This is a genomic window from Ancylobacter radicis (assembly GCF_018449475.1).
Lineage (GTDB): Bacteria > Pseudomonadota > Alphaproteobacteria > Rhizobiales > Xanthobacteraceae > Ancylobacter > Ancylobacter radicis.
Genome location: NZ_JAHCQH010000022.1, coordinates 106179 through 132544, shown reverse-complemented (window position 1 = coordinate 132544; position 26366 = coordinate 106179). Strand labels below are relative to the sequence as shown.

The 26366-nt window shown below is 66.8% G+C and carries 20 protein-coding genes; 8 read left to right on the top strand and 12 right to left on the bottom strand.

The annotated features are described in order from the left end of the window. Positions 1-87: 87 nt before the first annotated feature. Genes KIP89_RS18430 through KIP89_RS18420 form a run of 3 tightly spaced genes read left to right on the top strand, consistent with a single transcriptional unit; the run spans position 88 to position 2135 of the window. Positions 88-759 (top strand): amino acid ABC transporter permease, encoded by a 672-nt coding sequence (locus KIP89_RS18430; protein WP_213757053.1) that lies wholly within the window; start codon positions 88-90, stop codon positions 757-759. Between the two features lie 10 nt (positions 760-769). Next, a complete protein-coding gene (locus tag KIP89_RS18425; RefSeq protein ID WP_213757052.1) occupies positions 770-1429 on the top strand; it encodes an amino acid ABC transporter permease in 660 nt (219 codons plus the stop codon). Continuing rightward, complete coding sequence (locus KIP89_RS18420) at positions 1407-2135, top strand: amino acid ABC transporter ATP-binding protein (protein ID WP_213757051.1); 729 nt, start codon at positions 1407-1409, stop codon at positions 2133-2135. Before KIP89_RS18425 ends, KIP89_RS18420 begins: the two co-directional genes overlap by 23 nt. On the opposite strand, the gene KIP89_RS18415 is transcribed toward KIP89_RS18420, so the two are convergent. Beyond that, positions 2125-3081, bottom strand: coding sequence for a LysR family transcriptional regulator (locus KIP89_RS18415; RefSeq protein WP_213757050.1), 957 nt, complete (start codon positions 3079-3081; stop codon positions 2125-2127). The genes KIP89_RS18420 and KIP89_RS18415 overlap by 11 nt on opposite strands. Before the next feature lie 139 nt (positions 3082-3220). Here KIP89_RS18415 and KIP89_RS18410 point away from each other — a divergent pair, with 139 nt between their 5' ends. Genes KIP89_RS18410 through KIP89_RS18400 form a run of 3 tightly spaced genes read left to right on the top strand, consistent with a single transcriptional unit; the run spans position 3221 to position 8542 of the window. Then, positions 3221-4036 (top strand): alpha/beta hydrolase, encoded by an 816-nt coding sequence (locus KIP89_RS18410; RefSeq protein WP_213757049.1) that lies wholly within the window; start codon positions 3221-3223, stop codon positions 4034-4036. Positions 4037-4052: 16 nt separating this feature from the next. Further along, complete coding sequence (locus KIP89_RS18405; RefSeq protein ID WP_213757048.1) at positions 4053-5336, top strand: efflux RND transporter periplasmic adaptor subunit; 1284 nt, start codon at positions 4053-4055, stop codon at positions 5334-5336. 26 nt (positions 5337-5362) lie between these two features. Beyond that, positions 5363-8542, top strand: coding sequence for an efflux RND transporter permease subunit (locus KIP89_RS18400; protein WP_213757047.1), 3180 nt, complete (start codon positions 5363-5365; stop codon positions 8540-8542). An 81-nt stretch (positions 8543-8623) separates the two neighbouring features. Here the strand turns inward: KIP89_RS18400 and KIP89_RS18395 are convergent, their stop codons facing one another. The 6 genes from KIP89_RS18395 to KIP89_RS18370 all read right to left on the bottom strand — a co-directional run bounded on the left by KIP89_RS18395 (position 8624) and on the right by KIP89_RS18370 (position 16209). Then, positions 8624-9610, bottom strand: coding sequence for an FUSC family protein (locus KIP89_RS18395; protein WP_213757046.1), 987 nt, complete (start codon positions 9608-9610; stop codon positions 8624-8626). 4 nt (positions 9611-9614) lie between these two features. Next, complete coding sequence (locus KIP89_RS18390) at positions 9615-10595, bottom strand: HlyD family secretion protein (protein WP_213757045.1); 981 nt, start codon at positions 10593-10595, stop codon at positions 9615-9617. A gap of 95 nt (positions 10596-10690) precedes the next feature. Beyond that, on the bottom strand, positions 10691-12412 hold the full coding sequence (locus tag KIP89_RS18385) for a dipeptide ABC transporter ATP-binding protein (protein ID WP_250152637.1): 1722 nt from the start codon (positions 12410-12412) through the stop codon (positions 10691-10693). Positions 12413-12423: 11 nt separating this feature from the next. After that, positions 12424-13302 carry an ABC transporter permease gene (locus tag KIP89_RS18380; RefSeq protein ID WP_213757044.1) on the bottom strand — a complete coding sequence of 293 codons (879 nt, stop codon included), beginning with the start codon at positions 13300-13302 and terminating at the stop codon, positions 12424-12426. 11 nt (positions 13303-13313) lie between these two features. Continuing rightward, a complete protein-coding gene (locus KIP89_RS18375) occupies positions 13314-14327 on the bottom strand; it encodes an ABC transporter permease (protein WP_213757043.1) in 1014 nt (337 codons plus the stop codon). A gap of 253 nt (positions 14328-14580) precedes the next feature. Next, positions 14581-16209: an ABC transporter substrate-binding protein gene (locus KIP89_RS18370; protein WP_213757042.1), complete on the bottom strand. Its 1629-nt coding sequence runs from the start codon at positions 16207-16209 to the stop codon at positions 14581-14583. A 196-nt stretch (positions 16210-16405) separates the two neighbouring features. Here KIP89_RS18370 and KIP89_RS18365 point away from each other — a divergent pair, with 196 nt between their 5' ends. Then, positions 16406-17095 carry a GntR family transcriptional regulator gene (locus KIP89_RS18365; RefSeq protein WP_213757041.1) on the top strand — a complete coding sequence of 230 codons (690 nt, stop codon included), beginning with the start codon at positions 16406-16408 and terminating at the stop codon, positions 17093-17095. Positions 17096-17139: 44 nt separating this feature from the next. Here KIP89_RS18365 and KIP89_RS18360 read toward each other — a convergent pair whose 3' ends face one another. The 3 genes from KIP89_RS18360 to KIP89_RS18350 all read right to left on the bottom strand — a co-directional run bounded on the left by KIP89_RS18360 (position 17140) and on the right by KIP89_RS18350 (position 22332). Then, positions 17140-19470, bottom strand: a complete 2331-nt coding sequence (locus KIP89_RS18360) for a mechanosensitive ion channel domain-containing protein (protein ID WP_213757040.1) — start codon at positions 19468-19470, stop codon at positions 17140-17142. A 211-nt stretch (positions 19471-19681) separates the two neighbouring features. Then, positions 19682-21577 carry a sensor histidine kinase gene (locus KIP89_RS18355; protein WP_250152636.1) on the bottom strand — a complete coding sequence of 632 codons (1896 nt, stop codon included), beginning with the start codon at positions 21575-21577 and terminating at the stop codon, positions 19682-19684. 59 nt (positions 21578-21636) lie between these two features. Further along, positions 21637-22332, bottom strand: a complete 696-nt coding sequence (locus KIP89_RS18350) for a response regulator (RefSeq protein ID WP_213757038.1) — start codon at positions 22330-22332, stop codon at positions 21637-21639. Positions 22333-22562: 230 nt separating this feature from the next. Between KIP89_RS18350 and KIP89_RS18345 the strand changes: the two genes are divergently transcribed. Further along, on the top strand, positions 22563-24659 hold the full coding sequence (locus KIP89_RS18345) for a methyl-accepting chemotaxis protein (protein WP_213757037.1): 2097 nt from the start codon (positions 22563-22565) through the stop codon (positions 24657-24659). 50 nt (positions 24660-24709) lie between these two features. On the opposite strand, the gene arsH is transcribed toward KIP89_RS18345, so the two are convergent. Continuing rightward, the gene (gene arsH / locus KIP89_RS18340) at positions 24710-25420 is read right to left on the bottom strand and encodes an arsenical resistance protein ArsH (protein ID WP_213757036.1); all 711 of its coding nucleotides are present in this window, start codon (positions 25418-25420) and stop codon (positions 24710-24712) included. Positions 25421-25538: 118 nt separating this feature from the next. After that, on the bottom strand, positions 25539-26366 hold the full coding sequence (arsC, locus tag KIP89_RS18335; protein ID WP_213757035.1) for an arsenate reductase (glutaredoxin): 828 nt from the start codon (positions 26364-26366) through the stop codon (positions 25539-25541).

Genomic DNA, 26366 nt, shown 5'->3' with positions numbered 1-26366 from the left:
GAGGAGGCTACATGATACCGCATTCCTGATCCTTCTCCGGCGCGGAGAGGAACGTCCCGGCATCCCCCACCAGCGGGAGTTCACGGCATGACTTACGCGTTCGATTACGGCTGGCTCGCCGACTACTGGCCAGTCCTCTTGAAAGGCATAGGCATCACCGTCGAGCTCACGCTGGTCGGTGGCGTGCTGGGCGTGGCGCTCGGCATCGCCTGCGCCTGGGCGCGAGCCCTCGGCCCCACCTATCTGCGACCGCCGGTCGCCGCCTATGTCGAGCTGATCCGCAACACGCCCTTCCTGATCCAGCTTTTCTTCATCTTCTTCGGCCTGCCGGCGCTGGGCGTGCGCATGGGCGAATTGCAGGCCGCCAACCTCGCCATGGTGATCAATCTCGGCGCCTATAGCTGCGAGATCATCCGGGCCGGCATCCAGACCACGCCGCGCGGGCAGTTCGAGGCCGGGGCCAGCCTCGGCATGAGCCGGATCGAGACCTTCCGGCATGTGGTGCTGATCCCGGCCCTGCAGCGTATCTGGCCGGCCCTGTCGTCGCAGATCGTCATCGTCATGCTGGGCTCGGCCGCCGTCTCGCAGATCGCGGCGGAGGACCTGACCTTCGCGGCGAACTTCATCCAGTCCCGCACCTTCCGGGCGTTCGAGGCCTATTTCGTCTCCACCCTGATCTACCTCGCCCTCGCGATCCTGCTGCGGCAGGCGCTGCGGGGAATCGGCTGGGGTCTCTTCCCCAAGCGATCGGCCCGGTGAGGAGGCAGCGATGAACGATTTCACCACTTGGGACATCCTGCGCAACCTGCTTCTGGCGGCGCGCTGGACGGTGCTGCTGTCGGTCGTCTCCTTCATCGGAGGCGGGCTGGTCGGCGCTCTGCTGCTGTTCCTGCGCATCGGCAAAAGCCGGCTGGGGCAGATCTTCGTCCGCTTCTATGTCGAGATTTTCCAGGGCACGCCGCTGCTGATGCAGCTGTTCCTGGCCTTTTTCGGCCTCGGCCTGTTCGGCATCGACGTACCGGCCTGGCTCGCCGCTGCGGTCGCGCTGATCCTGTGGAGCGCGGCCTTCCTTACCGAAATCTGGCGCGGCTGCGTCGAGGCGGTCGCGCGCGGCCAGTGGGAAGCCTCCTCAAGCCTCGGCATGGGGTACCTGCAGCAGATGCGTTACGTGATCCTGCCGCAGGCCCTGCGTGTGGCCGTCCCGCCAACGGTCGGCTTTTCCGTGCAGGTGGTGAAGGGCACGGCGCTCACCTCCATCATCGGTTTCGTGGAGCTTTCCAAGGCCGGTACGATGGTAACGAACGCCACCTTCGAACCCTTCACCGTCTACGGCTTCGTGGCGCTGATCTATTTCTGCCTGTGCTGGCCGCTGTCCAAGTCTTCCCAGATCCTTGAGAGGAAGCTCAATGTCGCTCATCGAAATCACTGAAGTGAAGAAGCGCTTCGGCGACAACGAAGTGCTGAAGGGCATCAATATCGACGTCGAGCCCGGCGAGGTCATTGCCATCATCGGGCGCTCCGGTTCGGGCAAGTCGACGTTGCTGCGCTGCATCAACGGGCTGGAGAACATCGACGAGGGCTCGATCTCCGTCGCCGGGGCCCAGCTCCTGCCGGATGAACTGCACCTCAAGGCGCTGCGCCTCAAGGTCGGCATGATCTTCCAGAGCTTCAACCTGTTTCCCCACCTCACGGCGGGGCGCAATGTCATGCTCTCGCAGATGGTGGTGAAGAAGACCCCCAGGGCCGAAGCGGAGGAGATGGCGAAGAAGATGCTGGAGCGCGTCGGGCTCTCCCACAAATTCGACGCCTATCCGGACCAGCTTTCCGGCGGCCAGCAGCAGCGCGTCGCCATCGCCCGTGCGCTTGCCATGCAGCCCATCGCGCTGCTCTGCGACGAGATCACCTCGGCACTTGACCCTGAACTCGTCAACGAAGTCCTTGCCGTCGTGAAGGAACTCGCGGCCGAGGGCATGACACTGATGATGGTCACGCATGAGATGCGCTTCGCCCGCGAGGTCTGCTCACGCGTCGTTTTCATGCATCAGGGGCGCGTGCACGAGATTGGGCCGCCGGAAGAGGTCTTCTCCAATCCACGGACGGCCGAGCTTCAGCAGTTCCTCGGCGTCACGCACTGACATTCGGCCCGCGCAGCAGTTCGAGTGCGGGAGCCGGCCAGCGATAGATGCGGCTGGTGGAGAATATCTCCGCCACCCAGTCGACGAAGACGCGCAGCCGGCTGCTCAGATGCCGATTGGGCGAATAAACGACATGCAGCACGATGGGTGCGCTCGACCATTCCGGGAGGATTCGGACGAGCGAGCCCGCGTCAAGGTATTTTAACACCATTGGCTCGATCGCCTGCGCAATGCCAAGCCCGGCAAGCGCGGCGGAGAGGTAGGCCGTGGAATCGTTCGTGGCCACGGCATAGGGCAGATCAAGCTCGTAACTCTCATCGCCCCGCACCACGTCGAACGCCACCCGCCGCCCGGTGCGGGCGCTGAAATAGCCGATGACGCGATGACTCTCCTCCAGATCACGGGGATCGCGGGGCATGCCGTAAGTCGCCAGATAGGCGGGAGATGCGCACAGCATCAGCCGCACCTCGCCAATGCGCCGGGCGATCAGGCTGGGGTCGACAAGGTCCCCACCTCGTATCGCGCAATCGACATTCTCCGCTACCAGATCGACCGGGCGGTCGGAGACACCGAGGTCGAGCGTGATCTCCGGGTAGCGGGCGAAGAAGTCCGGCAGCGCCGGAATGATCCCGAACAGCGCCAGCGACGAGGGCACGTCAACGCGCAACCTCCCCGTCGGGCTGGCCTGCGAGCGCGTCATCGAACCGTCGAGTTCGTCGAGATCCGACAGCAAGGCCAGAGCGCGCTCGTAATAGGCCGCTCCATCCGGCGTCACGCCGACCCGCCGCGTCGTGCGATTGAGAAGCTTGGTGCGCAGATGCGCTTCCAATTGCTGGATCAATTTGGTGACGGTGGGCTTCGGCATGTCCAGAAGGTCCGCCGCGCGGGTGAAGGTGCCGGCCTCCACCACCCGGACAAAGGCACGCATCGCCGCAATCTGGTCCATCGAGCCGGCTCATTGTTTCCATATGTGAATAATGAAAACACAGATGGCCTATTTTTGCGAGGAGATTGCCAGCCTAATTCTTGTTGCACCGCACTGCGGGAACCGGGTGGCGGAAAAGCGCCCTGTGGGATGGCTGTATATGCAGATGCCGTGGACCGACGAGACGCTGGATTGCGCGGGGACCGCCTTGACGGTGCGCGTATACCGCCCCGTGGCGGCCCAGCGTCCGGCTGCCATCGTGCTGCATCTTCATGGCGGAACCTTCACCTGCGGCGACCTCGATTGCAGCATCGACATCTGCCGCTGCATGGCGGCAGCGGGCGCCGTGGTCATCTCGGTCAACTATCCGCTGGCCCCCGAACATCCGTTTCCTGCGGCGCTGAATGTCAGCTATGCCGCACTCGACCTGATTTACCGCCAGCGGGCGAACTGGTGCGGGCGTGGGGCGCGCCTGTTCGTCGCCGGAGAGGAAGCCGGCGCCAACATCGCGACCGCGCTGACCCTCATGGCCCGCGACCAGGGCCATCCCCCGGTCGCCGGACAGATTCTCGTCTCCCCCATGCTGGACCCTGGCCTCGGCTCCCAATCGGTGCGCACGGCACAGATCGGCGCGCAGGGCTGCCGATGGGCGGATGGCTGGCATTCCTATCTAGGCTCGGCGGACAAGGCGGCTCATCCCTATGCCGCGCCTCTGGGATCGCGTCGGCTCGGGGGCCTTGCCCCGGCGCTCATCATCACATCAGACGCCTGCGCCTTGCGGGATGAAAGCGTCGCCTATGCCCGGCGCCTTGCCGAATACGGCGTGTGGGTCGAGTCGCAGGTCGTGCATGAGGACGTAACGGACGCTCCCCGAGATCCGGCGGAACTGCCGGCCTGGGCGCGCGATCTGACGCCTCTTTTTTCAGCGTTTCTGGCGGGGGGCCCCGCCGCAGCCATTCAAGACGTTCAGGCCTGAGGCCGGGAGAAGCAAGATGAGCGTAGTCGATGCTCGCCCTTCGAATGACAAGCCTATCGCCCAAGTCGCGGGCGCTACCGCAGTAACGCCCCGGTTCCGCGCCTGGCGCGAGCCAAGCATTGCGCTGGGCCTCGCGACCCTCGCCACGGCTGCCGCCGTCTGGTTCGCCTGGCCGATCAGCGCCGCGCTCGCCACCGATCCGGCACCGGAACAGGCCATGCCAGCCACCCCCGTCTCCGTCGCCGTGCTGAAATCGCAGGACACGATGCGCTGGGACGAGTTCTCCGGCCGCCTCCAGGCGGTGGAGAATGTCGAACTGCGCCCGCGCGTGAACGGCGCGGTGAAGGCGGTGCATTTCCGCGAGGGCGCGCTGGTCAAGCAGGGCGACCTGCTGGTGACCATCGACCCCGAGCCCTACATCGCCGCGCTGGACCGGGCGGAAGCCATGCGCCAGGCCTCTGCGGCGCAGGTCGACTTCGCCAAGACGGAACTCGACCGCGGCAAGCAGCTTGTCGACAACCGCGTCGTCTCGGTACGCGACCTCGACCAGCGCACCAACACCTACCGCGAGGCCGAGGCCAATCTGCGGGCGGCGGAAGCCGCCGTCCACACGGCCAAGCTCGACCTCGGCTATACCGAGGTGCGCGCACCGGTGGAGGGCCGGATCGGCCGACTGGAGGTGACCGTCGGCAATCTCGTGGTCGCCGGGCCGACCTCGCCCGTCCTGACGACGCTGGTATCCGTTAACCCCATCTATGTCGGCTTCGACGCCGACGAGACGTCCGTCGGCGAAGCCCTCGCTTCGCTTGGCGAGGGTGACGTGCTCGGCCAGATCGACCGCATCCCGGTCGAGATCACCACGGCCACCACGGCCGGCAAGCCTGTTCGCGGCCATCTCCAGTTCGTGGACAACCAGGTCGCCGCTGCCACCGGCACATTCCGCCTGCGCGCCGTGTTCGACAATCCGGACGGGCGTCTCGTTCCCGGCCAGTTCGCCCGCGTCCGCATGGGTCGCGCCAAGATTGAACAGGCTCTCGTCATCAGTGAGCGCGCGGTCGGCACCGATCAGGACAAGAAGTTCGTCTTCGTGGTCGACGATGCCAACAAGGCCACCTATCGCGAGATCAAGCTGGGCGCGCAGAGCGATGGGCTGCGCGTGGTGACGCGCGGCCTGAAGGAAGGCGAGCGCATCGTGGTCAATGGCCTGCAGCGGGTGCGCCCGGGCGCACTGCTGGCGCCCGAGATCGTGCCAATGGAAACCGCTTCCGCCGACTCCAACGCCTCCGTGACGGCGCGCTGAGCGCCGCGCGACGGGGGGAGGACAACATGAATTTTTCCAGATTCTTCATCGACCGGCCGATCTTTGCGGCGGTGCTGTCGGTGCTCATCTTCGTGGCGGGCCTGCTGGCCCTGCGGGTGATGCCGATCTCCGAATATCCGGAGGTCGTGCCGCCGCAGGTGATCGTGCGCGCGCAATATCCCGGCGCCAGCCCCAAGGTCATCGCCGCCACCGTGGCAACGCCGATCGAGGAGCAGATCAACGGCGTGGAGGACATGCTGTACATGTCCTCGCAGGCGACGACCGACGGCGTGATGACGCTGACCGTCACCTTCAAGCTCGGCACCGACCCGGACAAGGCGACGCAGCTCGTGCAGAACCGTGTCGCGCAGGCCGAGCCCCGCCTGCCGGAAGAAGTACGCAGCCTCGGCGTCACCACGGCGAAAAGCTCGCCGAACTTCATCATGGTGGTGCATCTGGTCTCGCCGAATGACCGGTATGATATAACCTACCTGCGCAACTACGCCGTGCTGAACGTGAAGGACCGGCTCGCCCGCATCTCGGGCGTCGGCCAGATCGAGATCTTCGGCGCCGGCGACTACTCGATGCGCGTCTGGCTCGACCCGCAGAAGATCGCCGAGCACGGCCTGTCCGCCGGCGACGTGGTGAGCGAGATCCGCGCGCAGAACGTGCAGGCCGCCGCCGGCACGGTCGGGGCCTCGCCTTCCGCTCCCGGCGTCGATCTCCAGCTTTCCGTCAACGCCCAGGGCCGCCTCGAGACCGAGGAGGAGTTTGGCGACGTGGTCGTGAAGACCGGCGCCAATGGCCAGATCGTGCGCCTGCGCGATGTTGCGCGCATCGAACTCGGCGCCGCCGACTATGCGCTGCGCTCGCTGCTCGACAACAAGCAAGCGGTCGGTATCGGCGTGTTCCAGGCGCCGGGCTCGAACGCGCTGGAAATCGCCGACAACGTCCGCGCGACGATGGAGGAGGTGAAGAAGACCATGCCGGAAGGTGTGGACTACGCCATCGTCTACGACACGACGCGCTTCGTCGACGCTTCCATCGAGGCCGTGATCCACACCCTGTTCGAGGCCGTGCTGCTGGTCGTCCTCGTCGTCGTGGTGTTCCTGCAGACTTGGCGGGCGTCGATCATCCCTCTGCTCGCGGTACCGGTGTCCATCGTCGGCACCTTCGCGGTGATGTACATCTTCGGCTTCTCGATCAACGCGCTGAGCCTGTTCGGCCTCGTGCTCGCCATCGGCATCGTGGTCGATGACGCCATCGTCGTGGTGGAGAATGTCGAGCGCAACATCGAGAACGGGCTTTCCCCGCGCGAAGCCTCCTATCGGGCCATGAGCGAAGTGTCCGGCCCCATCGTCGCCATCGCCCTGGTGCTGGTCGCAGTCTTCGTGCCGCTCGCTTTCATCTCCGGCCTGTCCGGTCAGTTCTACCGCCAGTTCGCGCTCACCATCGCCATCTCGACGGTGATCTCGGCGATCAACTCTCTCACCCTTTCCCCGGCGCTCGCCGCACTGCTGCTGAAGGGCCACCACGCCGAGCCCGATGCGTTGCAGCGAGTGATCAACTTCCTGTTCGGCTGGTTCTTTCGTGGCTTCAACTGGGCCTTCTCGCGCAGTTCCAACGGCTATGGCAGCGGCGTGCGCGGCGTGCTCAAGGTCAAGAGCCTTGTCATGATCTTCTACGCGGTCATGCTCGGCGCCACCTGGTGGCTGTTCCAGGCCGTGCCGTCCGGCTTCGTGCCGATGCAGGACAAGCAATATCTCGTCGGCTTCGCCCAGCTTCCCGACGGCGCGACGCTCGACCGGACCGAGGAGGTGATCCGCCGCATGACGGAGATCACCCTCGCCGAGCCGGGTGTCGCCAGCGCGGTCGCCTTCCCCGGCCTGTCGATCGCCGGCTTCTCCAACTCGTCGAACGCCGGCATCGTCTTCTCGGTGCTCAAGCCTTTCGAGGAACGCACCACGCCCAACCTCTCGGCCGGCGCCATCGCCATGTCGCTGAACCAGAAATACGGGGCGATCCAGGACGCGTTCATCGCCATGTTCCCGCCCCCGCCGGTGCAGGGGCTCGGCGTGGTCGGCGGCTTCAAGCTGCAGATCGAGGATCGGGCCGGACGGGGCTATGAGCAACTGGCGGAAGTGACGAACGCCTTCATGGCCAAGGCCATGCAGGCGCCGGAACTGACCGGGCAGTTCTCGACCTTCCAGATCAACGTGCCGCAACTCTTCGCCAATGTGGACCGCACCAAGGCCCGCCAGCTCGGCGTGCCCATCCAGGCGGTGTTCGAGACCCTGCAGGTCTATCTCGGCTCGCTCTATGTGAACGACTTCAACAAGTTCGGACGCACCTATTCGGTCCGCGTGCAGGCGGATGCGCCCTTCCGCGCCAAGCCCGAGGATATCGGCAAGCTGAAGGTCCGCTCGCTCACCGGCGAGATGATCCCGCTCGCCGCGCTGCTGAAGGTGGAGGCCACGGCCGGGCCGGAGCGGGCCATGCGCTATAACGGCTTCCTGACCGCCGACATCAACGCCTCGCCCGCACCCGGTTATTCGTCCGGTCAGGCACAGGACGCGGCTCAGCGCATCGCCGCCGAGGTGCTGCCGCCGGGCTTCGACTATGAGTGGACCGACCTCACCTATCAGGAGATTCTCGCCGGCAACTCCGCCGTGCTGGTCTTCCCGCTCGCCCTGCTGCTCGTCTTCCTCGTGCTGGCGGCCCAGTATGAGAGCCTGACGCTGCCCATCGCGATCATCCTGATCGTACCGATGGGCATCCTCGCCGCGCTGTTCGGCGTATGGCTCGGGGCGGGTGACAACAACATCTTCACCCAGATCGGGCTCGTGGTGCTGGTCGGCCTGTCGGCGAAGAACGCGATCCTGATCGTGGAATTCGCCCGCGAGCTGGAATTCGCCGGGCGCAACCCGGTGGAGGCGGCGATCGAGGCCAGCCGGCTGCGTCTGCGGCCGATCCTGATGACCTCCTTTGCCTTCATCATGGGCGTGCTGCCGCTGGTGCTCTCCACCGGTGCGGGCGCCGAGATGCGGCATGCCATGGGTGTCGCGGTGTTCGCCGGCATGATCGGCGTGACCTTCTTCGGCCTGTTCCTCACACCGGTCTTCTACGTCCTGCTTCGCAGGCTCGCGGGCAACCGCGCGCTGCGCCAGCATGGCGAGGCTCCCTCCGTACCTCTCCCCGCGGAGTGAGCCTTGCCGCCGGCCGGGAGGAGGCGCCGCGCCTCATCCCGCCCCCCATTGAGGTTCGACGCGAGCCTACCGGCCGGCCAACTACGCAGCCTTCGGCACCGGTGCCTTCGGGTTCAGCGCCCAGACCAGAACGGTCATGATGCTGACGCCGATGACGATGCCGACGAGACGCTCCACCGGCGGGCTCATCGAGACCGGCGGGCCGACACTCACCAACGTCACCAGATAGGCGATGGCCGATTGCGTACCGACATAGGCCTGTGCCGATTTGGTGAGGTGGATGCGCGAGAAGCCGAACACGCCAAGGAACAGGGCCACGGTCCACCACCAGTGCAGCGACGCATCGATGGCGATCACGATCAGCCCCGCTCCACCCCCGAGAATGCAGCCGAAGATGCGCTGCGCCCCGCGATGGCGGGTCGCGACCGGGTCGCTGTCCACCACGATCAGGCTTGAAATCAGCACCTGCGGCAGTTGCGGCAGGTCGAACAGCGACCAGGTGAGGATGATGGTCAGCGTGCCAACGGCCGCGACGATCGCTTGCCAGAGCGCGTTTTCCGGCGTGGTGGTCGCAAGCTGAGCGACGATGTGAGAGGGAAGCTCTCCCGCCCTCGGCCCGAGCGCCCAGTTGGCCAGCGTGCCGCAGGCAACGCCGATGACGATCTCGTAGCAGCGATAATGCGCGAAGCTGTAGAGATCCTGCGGCTGGACCATGGTGTAGAGCATCACCAGCGCAAAGGTCAGCGCGCCGTAGAACCAGGCATAGCCATAGGCGCTGCGCTGCCGGCCATAGGTGCCGATACCGGCAGCGATCATCACCAAAGCCGCCTGCTGGAAGGGAAGCCCTTCCATCCACTGGCCCACCACATAGCCGCTGAACACGCCGACAAAGGTGCCGGTCACGCGCAGCAATCCCTTGGTGAACAGGGCATCGCGGTCGACATTGGCGATGATCATGACGCTGAGCGCCGCCCAATAGGGCTCCGCCAACCCCATGGCGAGCGCGATGTAGACGGCGGCGAGGACACCCGACGCCGTTGCGAAAGCCTGTCGGGTGACATCATCCATGGCGTCAGAACCAGATCAGCACGCGGGCATCCGAACCGTTGAACAGGCCGAGATCATCCGGCCACGCGTCGAGCGTGATCTCGATGGGAAAGCGACGTGGCAGGCGTACCCAGTCGGTGGTCGGATCGACATAAGGCACGACCTGCGGATTATCCTGGGAACGCGCGACGCCGGCAGCGATGCCGCTCACACGGCCATGGTGGAGAACCCAGGGGTCCGATCCGAGAGTGAGCCACACGCTCTGGCCGGTGCGGATGCGCGCGAGATGGCGCTCCGCCATGTTGGCGACCACCCGCCGCCGCTTATCGGTGATCACGGCCAGCACTTCCGAGCCGGGCTGAAGATAGTCGCCGACACGGATGGTGAAGGGGGCGATGCGTCCCGCCTCGGGCGCCGCGACGGTGGTTTTGGAGAAATCGTACTGCGCCTTGGCGAGGTACGCCTGAGCAGAGGCAATCGTCGCGATGGCCACGGCCACCCGGCGGTTGGACACGTCGAGCGCAGCCTGCGCGGTCTGCACATTGGCGGTCGCCGTCGCCACGTCGCGGACCGCCACGTCGAGACTTGCCTCGGTCGAGTACCCGTCCGTCGATAGAGACTTTACGCGCGCGAGCTGTGCCTGCGCATTGGTCAGCACCGCCTGCGCCGACACCACGCCGGCCTGCGCCGATTTCACCTCGTCTCGCGCAAGGTCCAGATCCGCCTGCGCCTGCTGCAAGGCCGCCTGGGTCTGCTGCACCTTCAGTTGATAGGGCGTTTTCTCGATCTCGAACAAAAGCTGGCCGGCGGTGACGGACTCATTGTTCTGCACCGCGAGGCGCGAAACCGGCCCCTCGATCTCCGACGCCAATACGATGATGTCGCTCATCACATAAGCATCGGCGGTGTAGCCGAAGAAACGCACGCTGATCTCGTAGAGCGCGAACAGCGCAAGCACGGCACCGACGATCAGCGTCACGGGATGGCGCAGCAGGCCATTGAACATAAGGACGAATCTCCGGCACCCCGCCACCGGGGCGCCGGCATCATCGCGGCTTTGGCCGGGAAGCTCAATCCGCCCGTTCGACCGCCACCCGGTAGCTACGCAGGTGGGTGCGGGATGGAGGAGAGCAGTTCTCGGGTGTAGTCGGCCTTTGGTGATGCCATCACCGCTTCTGTTTGACCTTCCTCGACGATGCGCCCGGAGCGCATCACGATGACCCGATCGCACAGCATGCGCACCACTTCGAGGTCGTGGCTGACGAAGATGTAGCTCATGCCGAGACGCTGCTTGAGGTCCTGCAACAGGTTCAGCACGACCGCCTGCACGGAGACGTCGAGCGCGGCAGTCGGCTCGTCGAGCACCACGAGTTCGGGATCGAGCGCAATGGCGCGGGCAATGCCGACGCGCGCCTTCTGTCCGCCGGAGAGCTGGTGAGGAAAGCGGTCGAGCAGGGACACCGGCAGGCCGACGAGTGTCGCCAACTCCTCGACACGCGCCCGCAGCGCGGCGGAGGCCATCGGCTCGCCTAGGCGCATCAGTGGATCGGCGATGGAGCGGGCCGCCGTGAAACGCGGATTGAGGCTGTCCGTGGGATCCTGGAACACCATCTGGATGCGCGAGCGCCATGGTGAGCGGGCAAACGTCTTGGCGGAGATGTTCGCCAGATCCTCGCCATTGAAGATGATGCGTCCCGAGGTTGGGTCGAGCAGGCGCATCAGCATCATCGACGTCGTGGATTTGCCGCAGCCGGATTCGCCCACCAGTCCAAGGCTTTCGCCGCGCGCCAGCGAGAAACTGATGCCGTCGACCGCCCGGAATGGCTCCGGTGGCGCAACCTTTGCGCCGAACAGCCGGGCGAGGCCGGAGCCGGTGGAGGGGCGCGGATATTCCTTGATCAGGTTCTCCACCACCAGCAGGGACGGGCCGCCCGCGAGTGGCTTTGCCGTGGTGAGCGGCGCCATCTCCGCGGCGACCTCTTCGGGGAGCAGGTCGCGCAGCGTGATGCCGCCACGCGGTGTCGCACGCATCAGCTTGCGGGTATAGGCGTGCTGCGGCGCGCGGAAGATCGCCTCGGCGGTCGCGGTCTCCACCACGCGGCCCTTCTCCATCACCATCACCCGGTCGCAATAGGCGGCAGCCAGGCCAAGGTCGTGGGTGATCAGAATGGTCGCCATATTGCGTTCGCGGGCAAGTTCGACCACCAGATCCATCACCGCCTTCTGGGTGGTGACGTCGAGCCCGGTGGTCGGCTCGTCGGCGATCAGCAATTGCGGGCGGCAGGCCAGCGCCAGCGCGATGACGATGCGTTGGCACATGCCCCCCGATAATTCAAAGGGATAGGCGTGGTAGCGTTCCTCGGGCCGGGCGATGCGCACGGCTTGGAGCACTTCGATGGCCTTCTCTCTGGCGTTGCTGGGCTGCGCCTGGACATGCTCGATCAGCACATCCTCGATCTGCTTGCCCACCTTGCGGATCGGGTTGAGAGCCGCGCGCGGGTTCTGGAAGATCATCGACATTTCGCGCCCGCGCAGGGTCCGCACCTGCGCCTCCGGGGCGTTCCCGACATCGACGCCGCCGAAGGTTATGCTGCCTTCCGCGATGCGGCCGGCACGGTCGAGAATGCGCATGACGGTGTAGGAGGTGACGGATTTGCCGGAGCCGGACTCGCCGACAATGCCCAGCGTCTCGCCCTTGGCGAGGGTGAGGTTCACCTTCTCGACCGCCCGGACCATGCCGCGACGGGTGGAAAATTCCACTGTCAGATCATGCACATCGAGCAGAGGCGGCTGCATGTGGTCGGCTCCGGCGTGGATGTTCATCGCCCGCTCCCTCACAGGCGCCGCTGCGGATCGACGAGGTCGCGCAGGCCGTCGCCGAGCAGATTGAAGCAGAAGACCGCGAGCATCAGCGTCACGCCGGGGAAGAAGGCGATCCACCATTCACCGGAGACGATGAAGGACGCGCCCTCAGCAACCATGATCCCCCACTCCGGGGTGGGCGGGCGCACACCCAGCCCGATGAAGGACAGCCCCGCCGCATTGAGGATCGCATAGCCCATGGTGAGCGATACCTGCACCATCATGATCGGCAGGATGTTAGGCGCGACCTGCGTCAGCAGAATTCGAATTTCCGAGTTCCCACAAAGCCTTGCCGCCTGCACGAAACCCGCCTCGCGGCGAATGTTAGCCTCCGCCCGGGCGACGCGGGCGTAGAGCGGGAAGTTGATGATGGCGGTGGCGATGACGATGTTGGTGACGGTGTTGCCGAGGGCGGCGACGATGCCCATGGCGAGCACGAAGAGCGGGAAGGCCATGATCGTATCGCAGATGCGGCCGATGATCCGGTCGGTCCAGCCGCCGAAATAGCCGGCCGCCAGCCCCGCCAGGCCTCCGGCGAAAAACACTAATGCTACCGAGGAGATAGCGATCACCATGTCGAGCCTTGTGGCCACCACGACGCGCGCGAAGATGTCCCGGCCGAGCTGATCGGTGCCGAACCAGTGCCGCGCGCTGGGTGGCTGGAGGGCGGCGGCGGTGTCGCTGACGAGCGGGTCGATCGGTACGATGAGGTGACCGATCAGTGCAGTGAGAACAAACAGCGCGAACAGCCCGAAGGCCAGGCCGGTGACCGGGTTCTCGGTGACGATGTGCCGGGCATGGGCGAGCAGCCCCTCGCGCGCGGACGTCGTACCGGTCGATGCGAGGCTCATATCCGTCTCCCTCAGGCGTCGAGGCGCACGCGCGGATCGACCAGCCCGTAGAGGATGTCGATGGCGAGGTTCAGCAGCACGTAGAGCACCGCCATGGCGAGCACGAAGCCCTGCACGGGAGCGAAATCGGAGGTGATCAGCGCCTCGATGGCGTAGGAGCCGATGCCGGGCCAGGCGAACACCTTCTCCACCAGCACATTGGCGCCGAGCAGGAAGGAGAACACCATGCCGAGCGTGGTGATGACCGGCAGCAGCGCGTTGCGGAAGGCATAGCCCATCACGACCTTGGACGGCTTCAGCCCGCTGGCGCGGGCGGTGCGCACGAAATCGGCGGCCAGTACCGAGAGCATGGAGGCCCGCGTCATGCGCGTGATCGGCGCCAGCGAGAAGATGGCGAGCGTCACGGCGGGCAGCCAGATCTGCGACCAGGCGGCGCGGAACAGCTCGAACTCGCCGGCGGCGAGGCTGTCGACCAGATAGAAGCCGGTGAGCGTGGGCGGGGCGGAATAGAAGAAATCGAGCCGCCCGAGCGGCGCCGGGGCCCAGCCGAGCTTGAAATAGAACACATAGACCAACAGCAGCCCGGTGAAGAACACCGGCAGCGACACGCCGGCGGTGGCCACCACGCGGCACAGATGGTCGATCCACGAGCCCTGCCGCACCGCCGCGAGCACGCCCAGCGGGACGGCGACGGCGACCGAGATCAGCAGGCCCAGAAGCGTCAGCTCGGCCGAGGCGGGCAGCCGGGCGCGAATATCGTCCAGCACCGGCTGCCCGGTGGTAAGCGAGGTGCCGAGATTGCCGGTGGCGAGGTCCTTCACATAGGCGAGGAACTGCACGATCAGCGGCTGATCGAGGCCGAGCTGGGCGCGGATCTGCGCCACCGCCTCGGGCGTCGCCGCCGGACCGGCGAAATAGGCGGCCGCGTCGCCGGGCAGCACGCGGGTGAGCAGGAAGGTGACGATCACCACCCCGACAAGGCTCGGCAGCGCGGTGGCGAGACGCCCGGCGATCTGTTTGAGCAAAACGACCTCCCGTTTGACGGCGACCCAAAGGCGTCGCCTCTACGACCTCTGCCGTCATGGCCGGGCTTGTCCCGGCCATCCATGTCTTGTCCCGCGCCAAAGGCGTGGATGCCCGGCCCAAGGCCGGGCATGACGTCAATGGGGAGGCAGCTTGAGCTTTTTCGGTGAATTCCGGTTCACCGAAAAAGCTCAAGGTTATTGTTCTGACGCATTTTCTTCACGCGAACCGGAATCCACTTCGCTCGAAAATGCTCTAGCCCTTCTTCAGCGTGCGGTAGTCGAGCTGGCGGTGGAACCAGTACTGATAGCCGCTGATCGACTTCTGCATGGCGACGCTGAGATAGGGCTGGTAGAGCGGCACGCGCGGCACCTCGGCGAAGGCGAGGTCGATGAAGCCGGTGACATCCTTGTCATAGGCCGGCCAGTCGCCGACGGCGGAGGCCGTGCGGGCACCGTCGATCAGCTTGTCCATCTCCGGGTTCTTGTAGCCCATGGTGTTAAACAGGGCGTTCTGGCCGTGATAGCACCAGAAGAAGAAGTATTCCGGGTAGTCGAGCCAGCCCGAGAAGAAGTTGGCGATCAGCGGCATTTCCTTCTTGGTCAGCTCGCCGCGCCAGTTGGCGCCGGGAATCTTGTTCAGCGTCGCCTTGATGCCGATCTGGGCAAGGCTTTCCTGCACCAGCGTGCAGAGCGGCTCATTGACCGCCGCGGAACCGAGATCGAAGGACAGCGTGGTCTCGAACCCTTCCGGGTAGCCGGCCTTGGCCATCAGTTCCTTGGCCTTGGCGATGTCGGTCGTGTAGCCATGCGGCTGCGGCCAGACCGGCTGGCTCACCGTGTTGGAGGCGGCCCCGTAAAGCGGCTTGCCGAGGCCGAACATCACCGCGTCCATGATCTTCTGGTAGGGCAGCGCATAGGCCACCGCCTGGCGCACCTCCAGCTTGTCGAAGGGCGGCTTGTTCACGTTCATCCCGATATACTGGATGCCGTTGCTGATCGGGTTGGAGACGACCTTGACCTTGCCGGCCTTGTCCAGCTCGACGAAATCCTTGGCCGGCAGGTCGAACGAGATATCGGCATCGCCCCGCTCGATCAGCGCCCGCCGGTTGCCGGCGGAGGGCACCATGCGCCACACCACGCGCTTCAGCGCCGGCAGCGGGCCGCATTTCCAGCTCTCATTGCGCTCGAACACCACTTCGGTGCCCGACTGCCATTTCACCACCTTGTAGGCGCCGCCGCCGGCGGTGTTCTGCTTGGTGAACTCCATGCCCCATTTGTCCTGCTCGGTGGCCTTGGACTGGACCAGTTTGGCGTTGAACACCGAGGGCACGATCACGGCGAGGTCCGGCATGGTCAGCCGGTCGGGGCGGATGAAATCGACACGGAAGGTGTGGTCGTCCACGACGACGAACTGCTCGGGCTTCTCCAGCGAGCCGGCCTTCATCTGGAAGCTCGGGAAGCCGCCGACCGAGACGGCGCGGTCGAACGACCATTTCACGTCCTGCGCGGTGACCGGGCTGCCATCGTGGAAGGTGGCGTCCTTGCGCAGCTTGAAGGTGACCGACTCCTTGCCGAGATCCCAGCTTTCCGCCAGTTCCGGCACCAGCTTGTCGCGATCATAGGTGACGGTGCCGTCCGGCAGGGTCTTGGAGCCGTAGCTCATCAACCGGTCATAGCAGTTCCACGCCACCTCATAGCCGGGCCGGTTGGTGCCGACGCCATGAATGTCGAGATTGTTGGGGCCGCCCTCGCTGACCAGCAGAAGGGTCTCCTGGCGGGCCGACTGGGCGACGGCCGGCGAGAGCACCGACGGGGCCGCGACGCCGGCCGCGGCGGCCGAGGACAGGACGGTGGCGGACTTCAGAAACTCACGACGGTTCATGGCTCCGGACCCTCGATCTGGCCGACATGCGGCGATGTGCATTGCATTCTCGAGGTAAATTCTGCATGCAATTTTTCAAAATTGCGTGCTCAAATAGTTTCCAGCCGCGCATAAATTCTGGGCTGTATGCACTCCGCAAAGCGTGGCAAGGATAGACAGCGTTTCAGTGTGAACGCAGCGGGATAGGCACCTTCCCATGTTGGACGATCGGCAGACCCGAACCGAGAAACTGGCCGGCGAGATCGCCGATGCCATTCTCGAGGGCACGCTTGAACCCGGCAGCCGCCTTGACGAGCATATGCTGGCCGGCCGCTACGGCACCTCCCGCACCCCGGTCCGCGAGGCGCTGCGCCAGCTCGCCACCACCGGCCTGATCGAGCTGCGCCCCCGCCGGGGCGCCATTGTGGCCAAGGTGACGTCCGAGCAATTGGAGATGCTGTTCATCGCCATGGGCGAGCTGGAGGCGACCTGCGCCCGGCTCTCCGCCATGAGCATGACGCCGATCGAGCGGCGGCGGCTCGGGGCGCATTACGACCAGATGGGCGAGATGGTGGCGCAGGACGATGTCCCCGCCTACACCGCCGCCAACACCGCGCTGCACGCCATGTTCTATGCCGGGGCGCATAACCCGGTGCTGTCCGAAATGACGGCGGGGCTGCGCCGGCGCCTCGCCCCCTTCCGGCGGGCCCAGTTCCGCGCGCCGGGCCGGCTGGCGCGCTCCCATGCCGAGCATGGGGCGGTGGTGCGCGCCGTGCTGGCCGGCGATGCCGCGAGCGCCCATGCCGCCATGCTGCACCATGTCAGCCTGGTGGAGGACGCCTTCGAGCAACTGGCCGGCGCTCCCGCCGGCACCGCCCCGGAAGCGGCGCGGATGAAAGCCGGCTGAACGGGCGGCGGGCACCCGGTTGGGAAGCCAGCGGCCGCGCCGTCTCAGGTCGCCTTTTCCTCGATGGTCGGCAGCAGGCTGGCCTCGCCCTCCTCCTCGCTGCGCTCGCGCGCGCCTGGATGCTCCTCGATATGCGGGCCGGGCGTGCGCGCGGCGCGGGCCGCATCGGTCCGGCGGGACGGCGGGCGCGCCACATCCTCGGCGCGCTGGTTGACCACGCGCAGCGGCGCGGCGTGGCCCTTCTTGTCGGTGCCGAGATACAGCGTGCGGTGCGGGAACGGAATCTCGATGCCGCGCGCCTCGAACGCCGCCTTGATGCGGCGGTAGAACTCGCGCTTGACGTTCCACTGGCCGAGCGGGCGGGTCTTGAAGCGCCCGCGCAGCCAGACATGGGACTGCTCCAGCCCCTCGACACCGACCACTTCGAACGGCTCGATGATGGTCTCGGCCAGCGGGCCGCGGGCGGCCATGTCAGCGGCCACCTCGGCCATCAGCGCCAGCGCGTCGTCGATGCTCTCGCGATAGGCGATGCGCACATCCACCACGGCGTAGGCGAAGTCCTTCGACATGTTCTTGATGGTCTGCACCTCGCCGAAGGGGATGGAGTGCACATTCCCGTCGAAGTCGCGCATGTGAACGGTGCGGATGGAGATCTTCTCCACAAGCCCCGCATGGGCGCCGACCTCGACCACGTCGCCGACCGAGATCGTGTCCTCCATCAGGATGAAGATGCCGGTGATGACGTCCTTGACCAGCGTCTGCGCGCCGAAGCCCACGGCAAGGCCGAGCACGCCGGCGCCGGCCAGCAGCGGGGCGATGTTGACGCCGAGCTCGGAGAGCAGGATCAGCCCGCCCAGCGTCAGCAGCACCACGCGGAAGGCGTTCAGCAGGAAGGGCAGCAGCGTCTTCAGCCGGGTCGAGGCGGGATTGCCGAGCCGCATCCGCTCGGCGAAGGCGCTGGCGATCTCCCAGGCGATGAGGCCGATGACCAGCACCACGCCGATCGAGATCAGCCGGCCGACCATGCCCTGCCCGCGCTCGGAGGCGAGCCACTCGAACGGCGCGGCGCCCCAAATCTCCAGCAGCATCAGCAGAGCGATAAGCGAGATCGCCGCCCGCACCGCCGTGCGCAGCGCCGGAAGGTAGCGGTTGGCGCGCGTCTCCAGCAGCGGGTAGCGGGCGTGCAGGTCGCGGTTGAGCGAGAACATCCGGTCGAAGCCGCGCATGACGAGGCCGAGCGCCAGCGCCGCCAGCAGAATGGTCAGGATCGAGAGCAGGCTCGCGCGGGCGAGGAAGGCGAAGCCGCCAGCGACATCCATCACCCAGACCAGATAAGCGGCGACGATGTAGCCGATCACCAGCACGTGCCAGAAATCGGCCAGCCCGTCGCGCAGCCGCGCCGTCCGTCCCTCCCGCGCCCCGAGCCGCCGCAGCCGCCGCGCCACCCCGCCGCGCACCTGCAGGACGAACACGACGCACATGCCGGCGACGAACAGGCCGAGCAGATTGCCGAGCGAGCGATAGGCGGCGAAGGACAGGCCGAGCACCCAGGCGGCGCGCAGCAGGAAATAGCCGTAGACGATGGTGTGGGTGAAACGCCGGGCCCAGAGATAGCCATAGGCCGCGTTCTCGGGACCCATCGGCACCAGCCGCATCTGCGGCGCATCCGGCGAGAACACCGCCCGCGCCGCCACCAGGATCAGCCGCGCCAGCACATTGGCGTTGATCACCGTCACCACGGCGAGGCGGACGATGAAGGCGAGATCGACCAGTGCCAGCACGCCATAGGCGGCGGCGGCGAAGGCGGCGATGGGCAGGATGTCGAGCATCGTGCGCACCACGAGCAGCAGCACCCGCGTCGGCCATGAGCGCGCCGGCCGCGCCACGACGGAGAGGCGCAGACGGGCGAGCAGCCGCTTCACCAGATATTCCGCCAGCAGGGCCGCCGCGAGCACCGCGACCACCATCGTCACCGCCCAGCCGACGCGCTCCAGCACGAAGGGATCGGACAGCCCGTCCAGCACCTCTCCCGTATAGGCCGGCAGGCGCTCCAGCTCGCCGACAAGGCCAAGTACGGAGCCCGAGAAGGCGCCCAGCGTCTGCGTCGCGCCGGCGAGCCAGTCGTCGCGGGCCGGCGCCTCCGCCGCCTGTCCGGTGCCGGCCAGCGCCCGCAGGCGGGCGATGAACGCGCCGCGCGCGTCATCGTTCTCCAGCGTCTGGAGCAGCGCGCGCAGATCCTCGCGCGTGTCCGGCGCGGGTGTCGCGGTCGAAGCTGAGGCGGCGGGAGAGAGGGAAGGCGACTGGGCCCCGGCGGGGGCGGCACCGAGCAGACAGAGTACGAGCAGCAGGATGCTGAACAGCGCGCGCGGCGGCATGAGTTTGTCCGTCGTTCGCGGCCCGGGCCAGCATCGACCAAGGCTCGCATAGGGTCAGAAAGGATGGCGTCGACCGGGGGGCAACGCTGGGCCAGCGGGATTGTTCCGACATCGGCCAGGACCGACCGGCACGAACCCTACTCAATAAAATATATTTAAATCAAATACTTAAACTGAGTTTCCGACGGATCGAAACGAACTGGTTCAGGCCCTAGGAGGACGCGGCGACCGCCGGCTCCGCCAGTGGCGTGGCGGGGAAAGTGGCCGGCAGGTCGAGCCGGACGGAGGCCCCCGAGCCGCCGATCACGATATCCAGCGACGCCCCGCACATGGTTGCCCGCGCGCGCATGTTGGCGAGCCCGCGCCCCTTGCGGACCGGGACCCGGAGATCGGGCGGCGGCGCTGCCCCCCGGCCATCGTCGCTGATGCTGATCCACCCCCCCGAACCGCTGGCCTCCGGGCCATCCGGCCTCCCGGAGCCGACGCGCACCCGCACGCGGCCGGCGCCGGAATGGCGGGCCGCGTTGGTGATCGCCTCGTCGAGGATGCGCACGATCTGGATGACGTGCCACGGACGCAGCTCGGGATGGAGCGGCAGGCCCTGCTGCTCGGCCTGCCAGTCGAGCTGGATGTCGTGCGAGCGCAACTGGGCCTGCGCGCGCTCCCGCCAACTGCCCAAAGCGAGCAGCAGATCGCCGCCCATATCGTCCATGGCGTCGATGACGAGGCGCAGCTCCCGCAGGGCGGCGCGCGCGGCCTGGTTGATGCGCTCGCCGCCGGCTTCGCGTTCGCTCAGCGCGACAATGCTCATGAGCTGGCCGCCGAGCCCGTCATGCAGATCGCGCGTCAGGCGGGAGCGTTCCGCCGCGAGGGTCATGGCGCGCGACCGTTCCTCCTCGCGGGCGAAGCTGGCGCGGACCTTCTCCTCGGCCTCGCCGACCAGTTCCACCATCCGGCTGGCGAAATTGTCCACCTCGTTCAAAGCGTGGGCAAAGCGCCAGGTCAGGCCGGCCCCAATCGCCACCAGCAGGAAGGAATAGGACAGGCGCGACAGGAAGATGCGGCCATGGCCGAGAATATCGGTGGCCACCAGCAGGTCATAACCCCAGGCCGTGACGAGGGCCGTGATGGCGCAGCTCAAGGTGAGGCTGACAATATCGCCGCGCTGAAGCGTGATGCGCGCGAGAAAGAAGAGGCACAGCACCATGAACAGGCCACCGGCGGAGACGCCAACCAGCGCATAGACCCAGCGAACCAGAGCGGGATCACCGGGAATGGCGCTGATCAGCATCACCAGCGAGGGAAGAAACAGCAGCGGCGTCCAGCGTGGCAGCGGGCAGTGAAAGAACAACACGAGGAAGATGAACATCAGCGCCGCTTCAAGCGGCATCGTCGCGGCCAGCAATGCATCGAGGCTGGCCGGCACGCCGGTGGTCAGCGGTGTCATGGCGAGCCCCTGAAGCACGCCCACCACCATCGTCAGGCCCAGCACGCCATAGGCCACGTCGTGCCGCCGGTTGAGCCACATGATGCCGAGGATCAGCGCGAGGATCGCCTGCCAGGCCTTGAAGATCAGCGGCAGTGTCGAGAACAGGAAATTGCGCAGCCGGTAGGCTGGGCTGAGTTCCGCGCGCGGTCCGATGAAGACGCGGTCCAGATAGCCCCGCAATGGGCCCCATACATAAAGCCGCATGGACAGATCGTTGCGGCCCTCGCGCAGCATCGTATCGGGAATCGTGGCGATGACCGACGGGTTCTGCAATTGCCGGTTCGCAACCGGGTCCAGCCGGGTGTCGAGCACGTTCTGCCCGTTGATCCTCACCTCCACCGCATTGGCGAAGCGCGGCAGCATGATGGCCCAGGGGGTCCCGGCGCTGTCGGGGTGATACTGAAAGCTGCTCTCGAACACCGGCGGATCGGCCATGGTGAAGGTCGAGTGCAGCAGGAAAGGCAGGGAAACCTGCGTGCTCTCGCCATTCGCCACCAGCGTGGCCGAACGGATGGCATAGGCCGCGGGCGGGGTGGGCGGCGCCTGTTGCATGAGCAGCAGGCACGTCACGACAACAAGAAGCTGGAGCACGGCAAAAAGGCCGATGCGCCGCCACAAGGCGGACGGCTTCTCGTGCCGCCTCCCGGACAAGGGGGCGGCACGCCCCGCCGGCTCGTTCACAGCCGGATGAGCCCCTGCTGCACGGCCTCGAACACCGCTTCGCCGCGGGTGTTCACCTCAAGCTTGCGGTAGATGTTCTTGATGTGGCCGGGCACTGTCTGGCGCGACAGGCCGAGATGCTCGGCTATGTCGGCGTAGCTGAAGCCCTTGGCGATGCCCCAGAGAATGTCGATCTCGCGGGCGGTCAGTTTGGCGGTGTTGAGGGCGGGACGGCGTTCGGCCTCCGCATGGGCCTGTCCGCTCGCCTGGGTGCGGCGCACGATGTAGCGGGCGATGGAGGCGGAGATCGGCGAATGCCCCTGCGCCAGCTCGCGCACCGTGGCGGCGACGTCGGTCGGGACCGCGTCCTTGAGCAGATAGCCGGTCGCTCCCGCCGTGATGGCGGCGATCACGCTTTCCTCGTCGCCGAGGATGGAAATGACCATGATATCCGTGCCCGGCGACGCGCGGCGCACCCGCCGGATCAGCTCGATGCCGTGACCATCCGGCAATTGCAGGTCGGTCAGCAGAATGCGCGGCATGCCGGCATCGAGCTTCGCCATCGCCTCGGCGAGGGTGGCGACGCTGGTCACGACGAATTCGCCGGCGGCATCCAGCGCGTCGCGCAGACGCTCAAGCGTCGGCAGGTCGTCCTCGACCAGAAGGATGTCGATCGGCCCTTCGACCGCCGCGTGCTCGGCTCTCGGGTCCATTACCTGTCCTGCAGAAGTCCAGCGGATAGCATAGCCCTTGTCCGCACATGGTGAGAGCCATGATCATGGGAGAGTCGTCTCAAGCCATCCAGTGTCTGCCGTGCCGCCGCGCCGAAGGCAAGCAAGTCCGGCGGCGCGGCAAGGGCAGCGGCGAACGTGGCACCGCTCCGCAAGCCTCGAAACAGCCTAACCCTGTTTCCTGCGGCCAGACATTTCAGATAGGGCGAAAGATGCGCATCTCTATCAAGGCCACCCTGCTCTCCCTGTTCGCCATCCTCAGCCTGATGCTGGCGGTCCTGTGCATCGAGGCGCTTCAGACGTCCTACCGCACGCTCGTCGCGGCGCGAGAGGTCACCAGATTGGCGGAGATCGACCGTTCCGTGTTCGAGGCGCTCGCCAATTTCCGTTTCGAGCGCGGCGAATCGAATTCGGCGCTGACCCTTGACACCGGTGCGAATGGGCGCAGCGTCGATAATATCGCCGCCCGGCGCCTCAAGGTGACAAGCGGCATTGAGGCGGCCATTGCGGGTCTCGACGGCATGCCCGATCAGCCCGGCCTGCCGGAACTCGGCGCCGCTCTGGACGCGCAGTACCAGAAGCTGAAGGCGCAGCGCCTGCTGGTCGACGCGCAGGCCAAGCTGCCGCTTGCCGGCCGCGACAAGACATTCTCGCCGACCTGGATGGAGGACGGCGGCAAGCTGCTGGCGACGCTCGACAAGACCGCCACCGACATTGAGAGCCGCATCCGCTCGCTCGACCCGACGCTCTCGCAGCTCATTCTGGCCCGCGCCATGGCCTGGACCACGCGCAACCATGCCGGCATCAGCACGCTGCTGTTCAACGCCGCCATTCCCAAGCAGCGTTTCTTTACCCCGGACGAAATCCGCGTGCTCACCATCAATGACGCCAAGGCGGATCTCGCCTGGCTGACGGTGCGCGACATCGCGGCGGCGCCGAACGCCCCGGAGAGCCTGAAGCAGGCGGTCGACACCGCCCAGAGCCTCTATTTCGGCGGTTCCTTCCGCACCATGCGCGACCGCCTCGCCGGCCTGATGACGCAGGGCCAGGCGCCCGATGTCGACCTCGCCGGCTGGCGCGCGGGAGTTGATTCCACCCTCGGCACGATCGCCGACATTGCCGGCGTGGCGCTCGACAATCTCGCCGCGACCGCGCAGGCGACCGAAGCGAAGGCCGAGAAAGCCGCCCTTTTCTACGGCGCGCTGCTGATCGTGGCGCTGGGTCTTGCCGGTACCGGGCTGGTCGTGGTCGCCCGCCGGGTGGTCCGGCCGATTTCCCAGCTCACCCGCACCATGCAGGAACTGGCCGGCGGCGCTCTCACCGTCGAGGTGCCGGGCACCGGCCGCCAGGACGAGATCGGGTCGATGGCCAAGGCGCTGCTCGTGTTCAAGGATGGGCTGGTGCGCAATGCCGAGATGGAACGCGAGGCGGAAGAGGCCCGCCGCAGGTCCGAGCTTGAGCGCAAGCAGGGGATGATGGAACTCGCCGGCCAGTTCGAGGCGAGCGTCGGCAGCATCGTGACGCAGGTCACGACCGCCTCCGACACGCTCTATCGCACCGCCGAGCAGATGTCGTCGGCCGCCGACCAGACCTCCTCGCAATCGACGGCGGTGGCCGCGGCAGCGGAGGAAGCCTCCACCAACGTGATCATCGTCGCCTCCTCGGCCGAGGAACTCGGCGCTTCGGTGGACGAGATTTCGCGCCAGGTCGAACAGTCGGCGGCGATGTCGGCCAATGCGGTCAAGGAAGCCGAGAAGACCGGCGAGGTGATGCAGGAACTCGCCCAGGGCGCGGCGCGGATCGGCGATGTGGTCGAACTGATCAACAACATCGCCGCCCAGACCAACCTGCTCGCGCTCAACGCCACCATCGAGGCGGCCCGCGCCGGCGAGGCGGGCCGCGGCTTTGCCGTCGTCGCCTCCGAGGTGAAGGCGCTGGCCGACCAGACCGCCAAGGCCACCGACGAGATCGCCGGCCAGATCCGCGCCATCCAGAACACCACCAAGGATGCCGTCGGCGTGATCCTCGGCGTCGGCCAGCAGATCCGGCAGATGAGCGACGTGGCGGCGAGCATCGCCACCTCGGTCGAGGAACAGGGCATGGCGACACGCGAGATCGTGCGCAATGTCGACCAGGCGGCGAGCGGGACCAACTCGGTGAGCAGCCACATCACCGATGTGGCGAACACCGCCAAGCAGACCGGCGCGGCGGCGGGCGAGGTGCTCAGCGCGTCCTCCGCGCTCAACGAGCAGGCCCGCCAGCTGGAGGCGGAACTGCAACGCTTCCTCGACACGGTGCGCGCCGCCTGATCCACCGATCCCCGGCGCCCGCTCCGGCGGGCGCCGACCGGTCGGCCGGCTCAGATCGCGGCGAGACCGACCCGCGCCGCCAGCGTCTGCGCCGCTTCCTTGCGCTCGCTGTAGCGATCGGTCAGATGGGCGGAGACATCGCGGGTGAGCAGGGTGAACTTCACCAGTTCCTCCATCACGTCGACCACGCGGTCATAATAAGGCGAGGGCTTCATGCGCCCGGCCTCGTCGAACTCCTCGAACGCCTTGGCGACCGAGGACTGGTTCGGGATGGTGATCATCCGCATCCAGCGCCCGAGCACGCGCATCTGGTTCACCGCGTTGAAGCTCTGCGAGCCGCCGCTGACCTGCATCACCGCGAGCGTGCGCCCCTGCGTCGGGCGGATGGCGCCGAGGGCGAGCGGGATCCAGTCGATCTGCGCCTTCATCACCGCCGTCATCGCGCCGTGGCGCTCGGGGCTGACCCAGACCTGCCCCTCCGACCACAGGGACAACTCGCGCAACTCCTGCACCTTGGGATGGTCGGCGCCCGCACCGTCCGGCAGCGGCAGGCCCTCCGGGTCGAACACCCGCGTCTCGGCACCGAAATGGCGCAGCAGCCGTTCCGCTTCCAGCGTCAGAAACCGGCTGTAGGAGCGTTCGCGCAGCGACCCGTAGAGCAGCAGGATGCGCGGCGCGTGGGTGGAAGGCTCGGCCCGCAGAAGCGCCGCGGCGGGCGTCACAACCAGCGCCTCGACGAGATTGGGGAGATCGTCCGTCATCACCATGCCTCCGGGAGCGAAGCGTTGGCGGGCGCGGCGCCGCCCGTGCGGATGAGCGGCGCCGACGGGGTCGCCGGCCGGTGCGTGAGAGAGGGGTCGACGATCGACATGGGATGCCTCAGAGCGCGATGGAACGGGACAGCAGGATGGCGGAGGCGGGGCAGATTCCCGCGGCCTGAGGCGAGCCGGCGATGGCAGGCGGCGCCGTCTCGCGGGCGTGGCGGGTGAAGCCGATCGTCTCGAAATAGGGCGCGGCATCGGTGGTCAGCACCCAGGCCGTGCGGGCGCCAAGGTCGAAGGCCCGGCTCATCAGCAGCAGAACCATGTTGCGGCCGGCACCCTGCCCCCGCCCGCTCTCCGTCACGAGGAGCGAGCGCAGCAGCACATCGGTGCCATAGAGCTCGAAGCCGCCATAGCCGATGAGGCGGCCGCCCAGCGTGCGGAAGCTGTAGAACCGGCCGGGGCTTTCGCGCAAATCCTGCGTCGGCAATCCCGCCTCGCGCAGCGCCTTGGCCAGCCGCGGCTCGCCCGCGCCGATCTGCTCATCGCGCAGGAACAGTGAGCCGTCCTCCCGGACCCTATCCTCGCGGGGCGCGAAGGGCAGAATGTCGAGCACCGTCTCGGACGGGCGGCAGAGCTTGACGCCGAGCGGCGTGACCACGATGGGCCGGTTGATCAGGATCGGATGCGCCATCATCGCGTCGATGATCTGCGCGTCGGTCAAGGCGGGGTCGGCAAGGCCGAGCTGCGCGAAAGGCGTACCCCTCTCGCGCAGCAGGGCGCGTAGCGGCAGGGCCATGCGGGCCACGAGTTGCTGCAGCAGGGCACGGGCGGGCGGCGACTTCAGATAGTCCACCACATGGGGCTCGATGCCGACTGCGCGGATGAGGGACAGCGCGTTGCGCGAGGTGCCGCAGGCGGGGTTGTGATAGATGACGACGTCCAT

Excerpts from the sequence above, each read along its gene's own strand:
- KIP89_RS18430 (WP_213757053.1), top strand. The coding sequence starts at position 88 with ATGACTTACGCGTTCGATTACGGCTGGCTCGCCGACTACTGGCCAGTC.
- KIP89_RS18425 (WP_213757052.1), top strand. The coding sequence starts at position 770 with ATGAACGATTTCACCACTTGGGACATCCTGCGCAACCTGCTTCTGGCG.
- KIP89_RS18420 (WP_213757051.1), top strand. The coding sequence starts at position 1,407 with ATGTCGCTCATCGAAATCACTGAAGTGAAGAAGCGCTTCGGCGACAAC.
- KIP89_RS18415 (WP_213757050.1), bottom strand. The coding sequence starts at position 3,081 with ATGGACCAGATTGCGGCGATGCGTGCCTTTGTCCGGGTGGTGGAGGCC.
- KIP89_RS18410 (WP_213757049.1), top strand. The coding sequence starts at position 3,221 with ATGCAGATGCCGTGGACCGACGAGACGCTGGATTGCGCGGGGACCGCC.
- KIP89_RS18405 (WP_213757048.1), top strand. The coding sequence starts at position 4,053 with ATGAGCGTAGTCGATGCTCGCCCTTCGAATGACAAGCCTATCGCCCAA.
- KIP89_RS18400 (WP_213757047.1), top strand. The coding sequence starts at position 5,363 with ATGAATTTTTCCAGATTCTTCATCGACCGGCCGATCTTTGCGGCGGTG.
- KIP89_RS18395 (WP_213757046.1), bottom strand. The coding sequence starts at position 9,610 with ATGGATGATGTCACCCGACAGGCTTTCGCAACGGCGTCGGGTGTCCTC.
- KIP89_RS18390 (WP_213757045.1), bottom strand. The coding sequence starts at position 10,595 with ATGTTCAATGGCCTGCTGCGCCATCCCGTGACGCTGATCGTCGGTGCC.
- KIP89_RS18385 (WP_250152637.1), bottom strand. The coding sequence starts at position 12,412 with ATGAACATCCACGCCGGAGCCGACCACATGCAGCCGCCTCTGCTCGAT.
- KIP89_RS18380 (WP_213757044.1), bottom strand. The coding sequence starts at position 13,302 with ATGAGCCTCGCATCGACCGGTACGACGTCCGCGCGCGAGGGGCTGCTC.
- KIP89_RS18370 (WP_213757042.1), bottom strand. The coding sequence starts at position 16,209 with ATGAACCGTCGTGAGTTTCTGAAGTCCGCCACCGTCCTGTCCTCGGCC.
- KIP89_RS18365 (WP_213757041.1), top strand. The coding sequence starts at position 16,406 with ATGTTGGACGATCGGCAGACCCGAACCGAGAAACTGGCCGGCGAGATC.
- KIP89_RS18360 (WP_213757040.1), bottom strand. The coding sequence starts at position 19,470 with ATGCCGCCGCGCGCGCTGTTCAGCATCCTGCTGCTCGTACTCTGTCTG.
- KIP89_RS18350 (WP_213757038.1), bottom strand. The coding sequence starts at position 22,332 with ATGGACCCGAGAGCCGAGCACGCGGCGGTCGAAGGGCCGATCGACATC.
- KIP89_RS18345 (WP_213757037.1), top strand. The coding sequence starts at position 22,563 with ATGCGCATCTCTATCAAGGCCACCCTGCTCTCCCTGTTCGCCATCCTC.
- arsH (WP_213757036.1), bottom strand. The coding sequence starts at position 25,420 with ATGACGGACGATCTCCCCAATCTCGTCGAGGCGCTGGTTGTGACGCCC.
- arsC (WP_213757035.1), bottom strand. The coding sequence starts at position 26,366 with ATGGACGTCGTCATCTATCACAACCCCGCCTGCGGCACCTCGCGCAAC.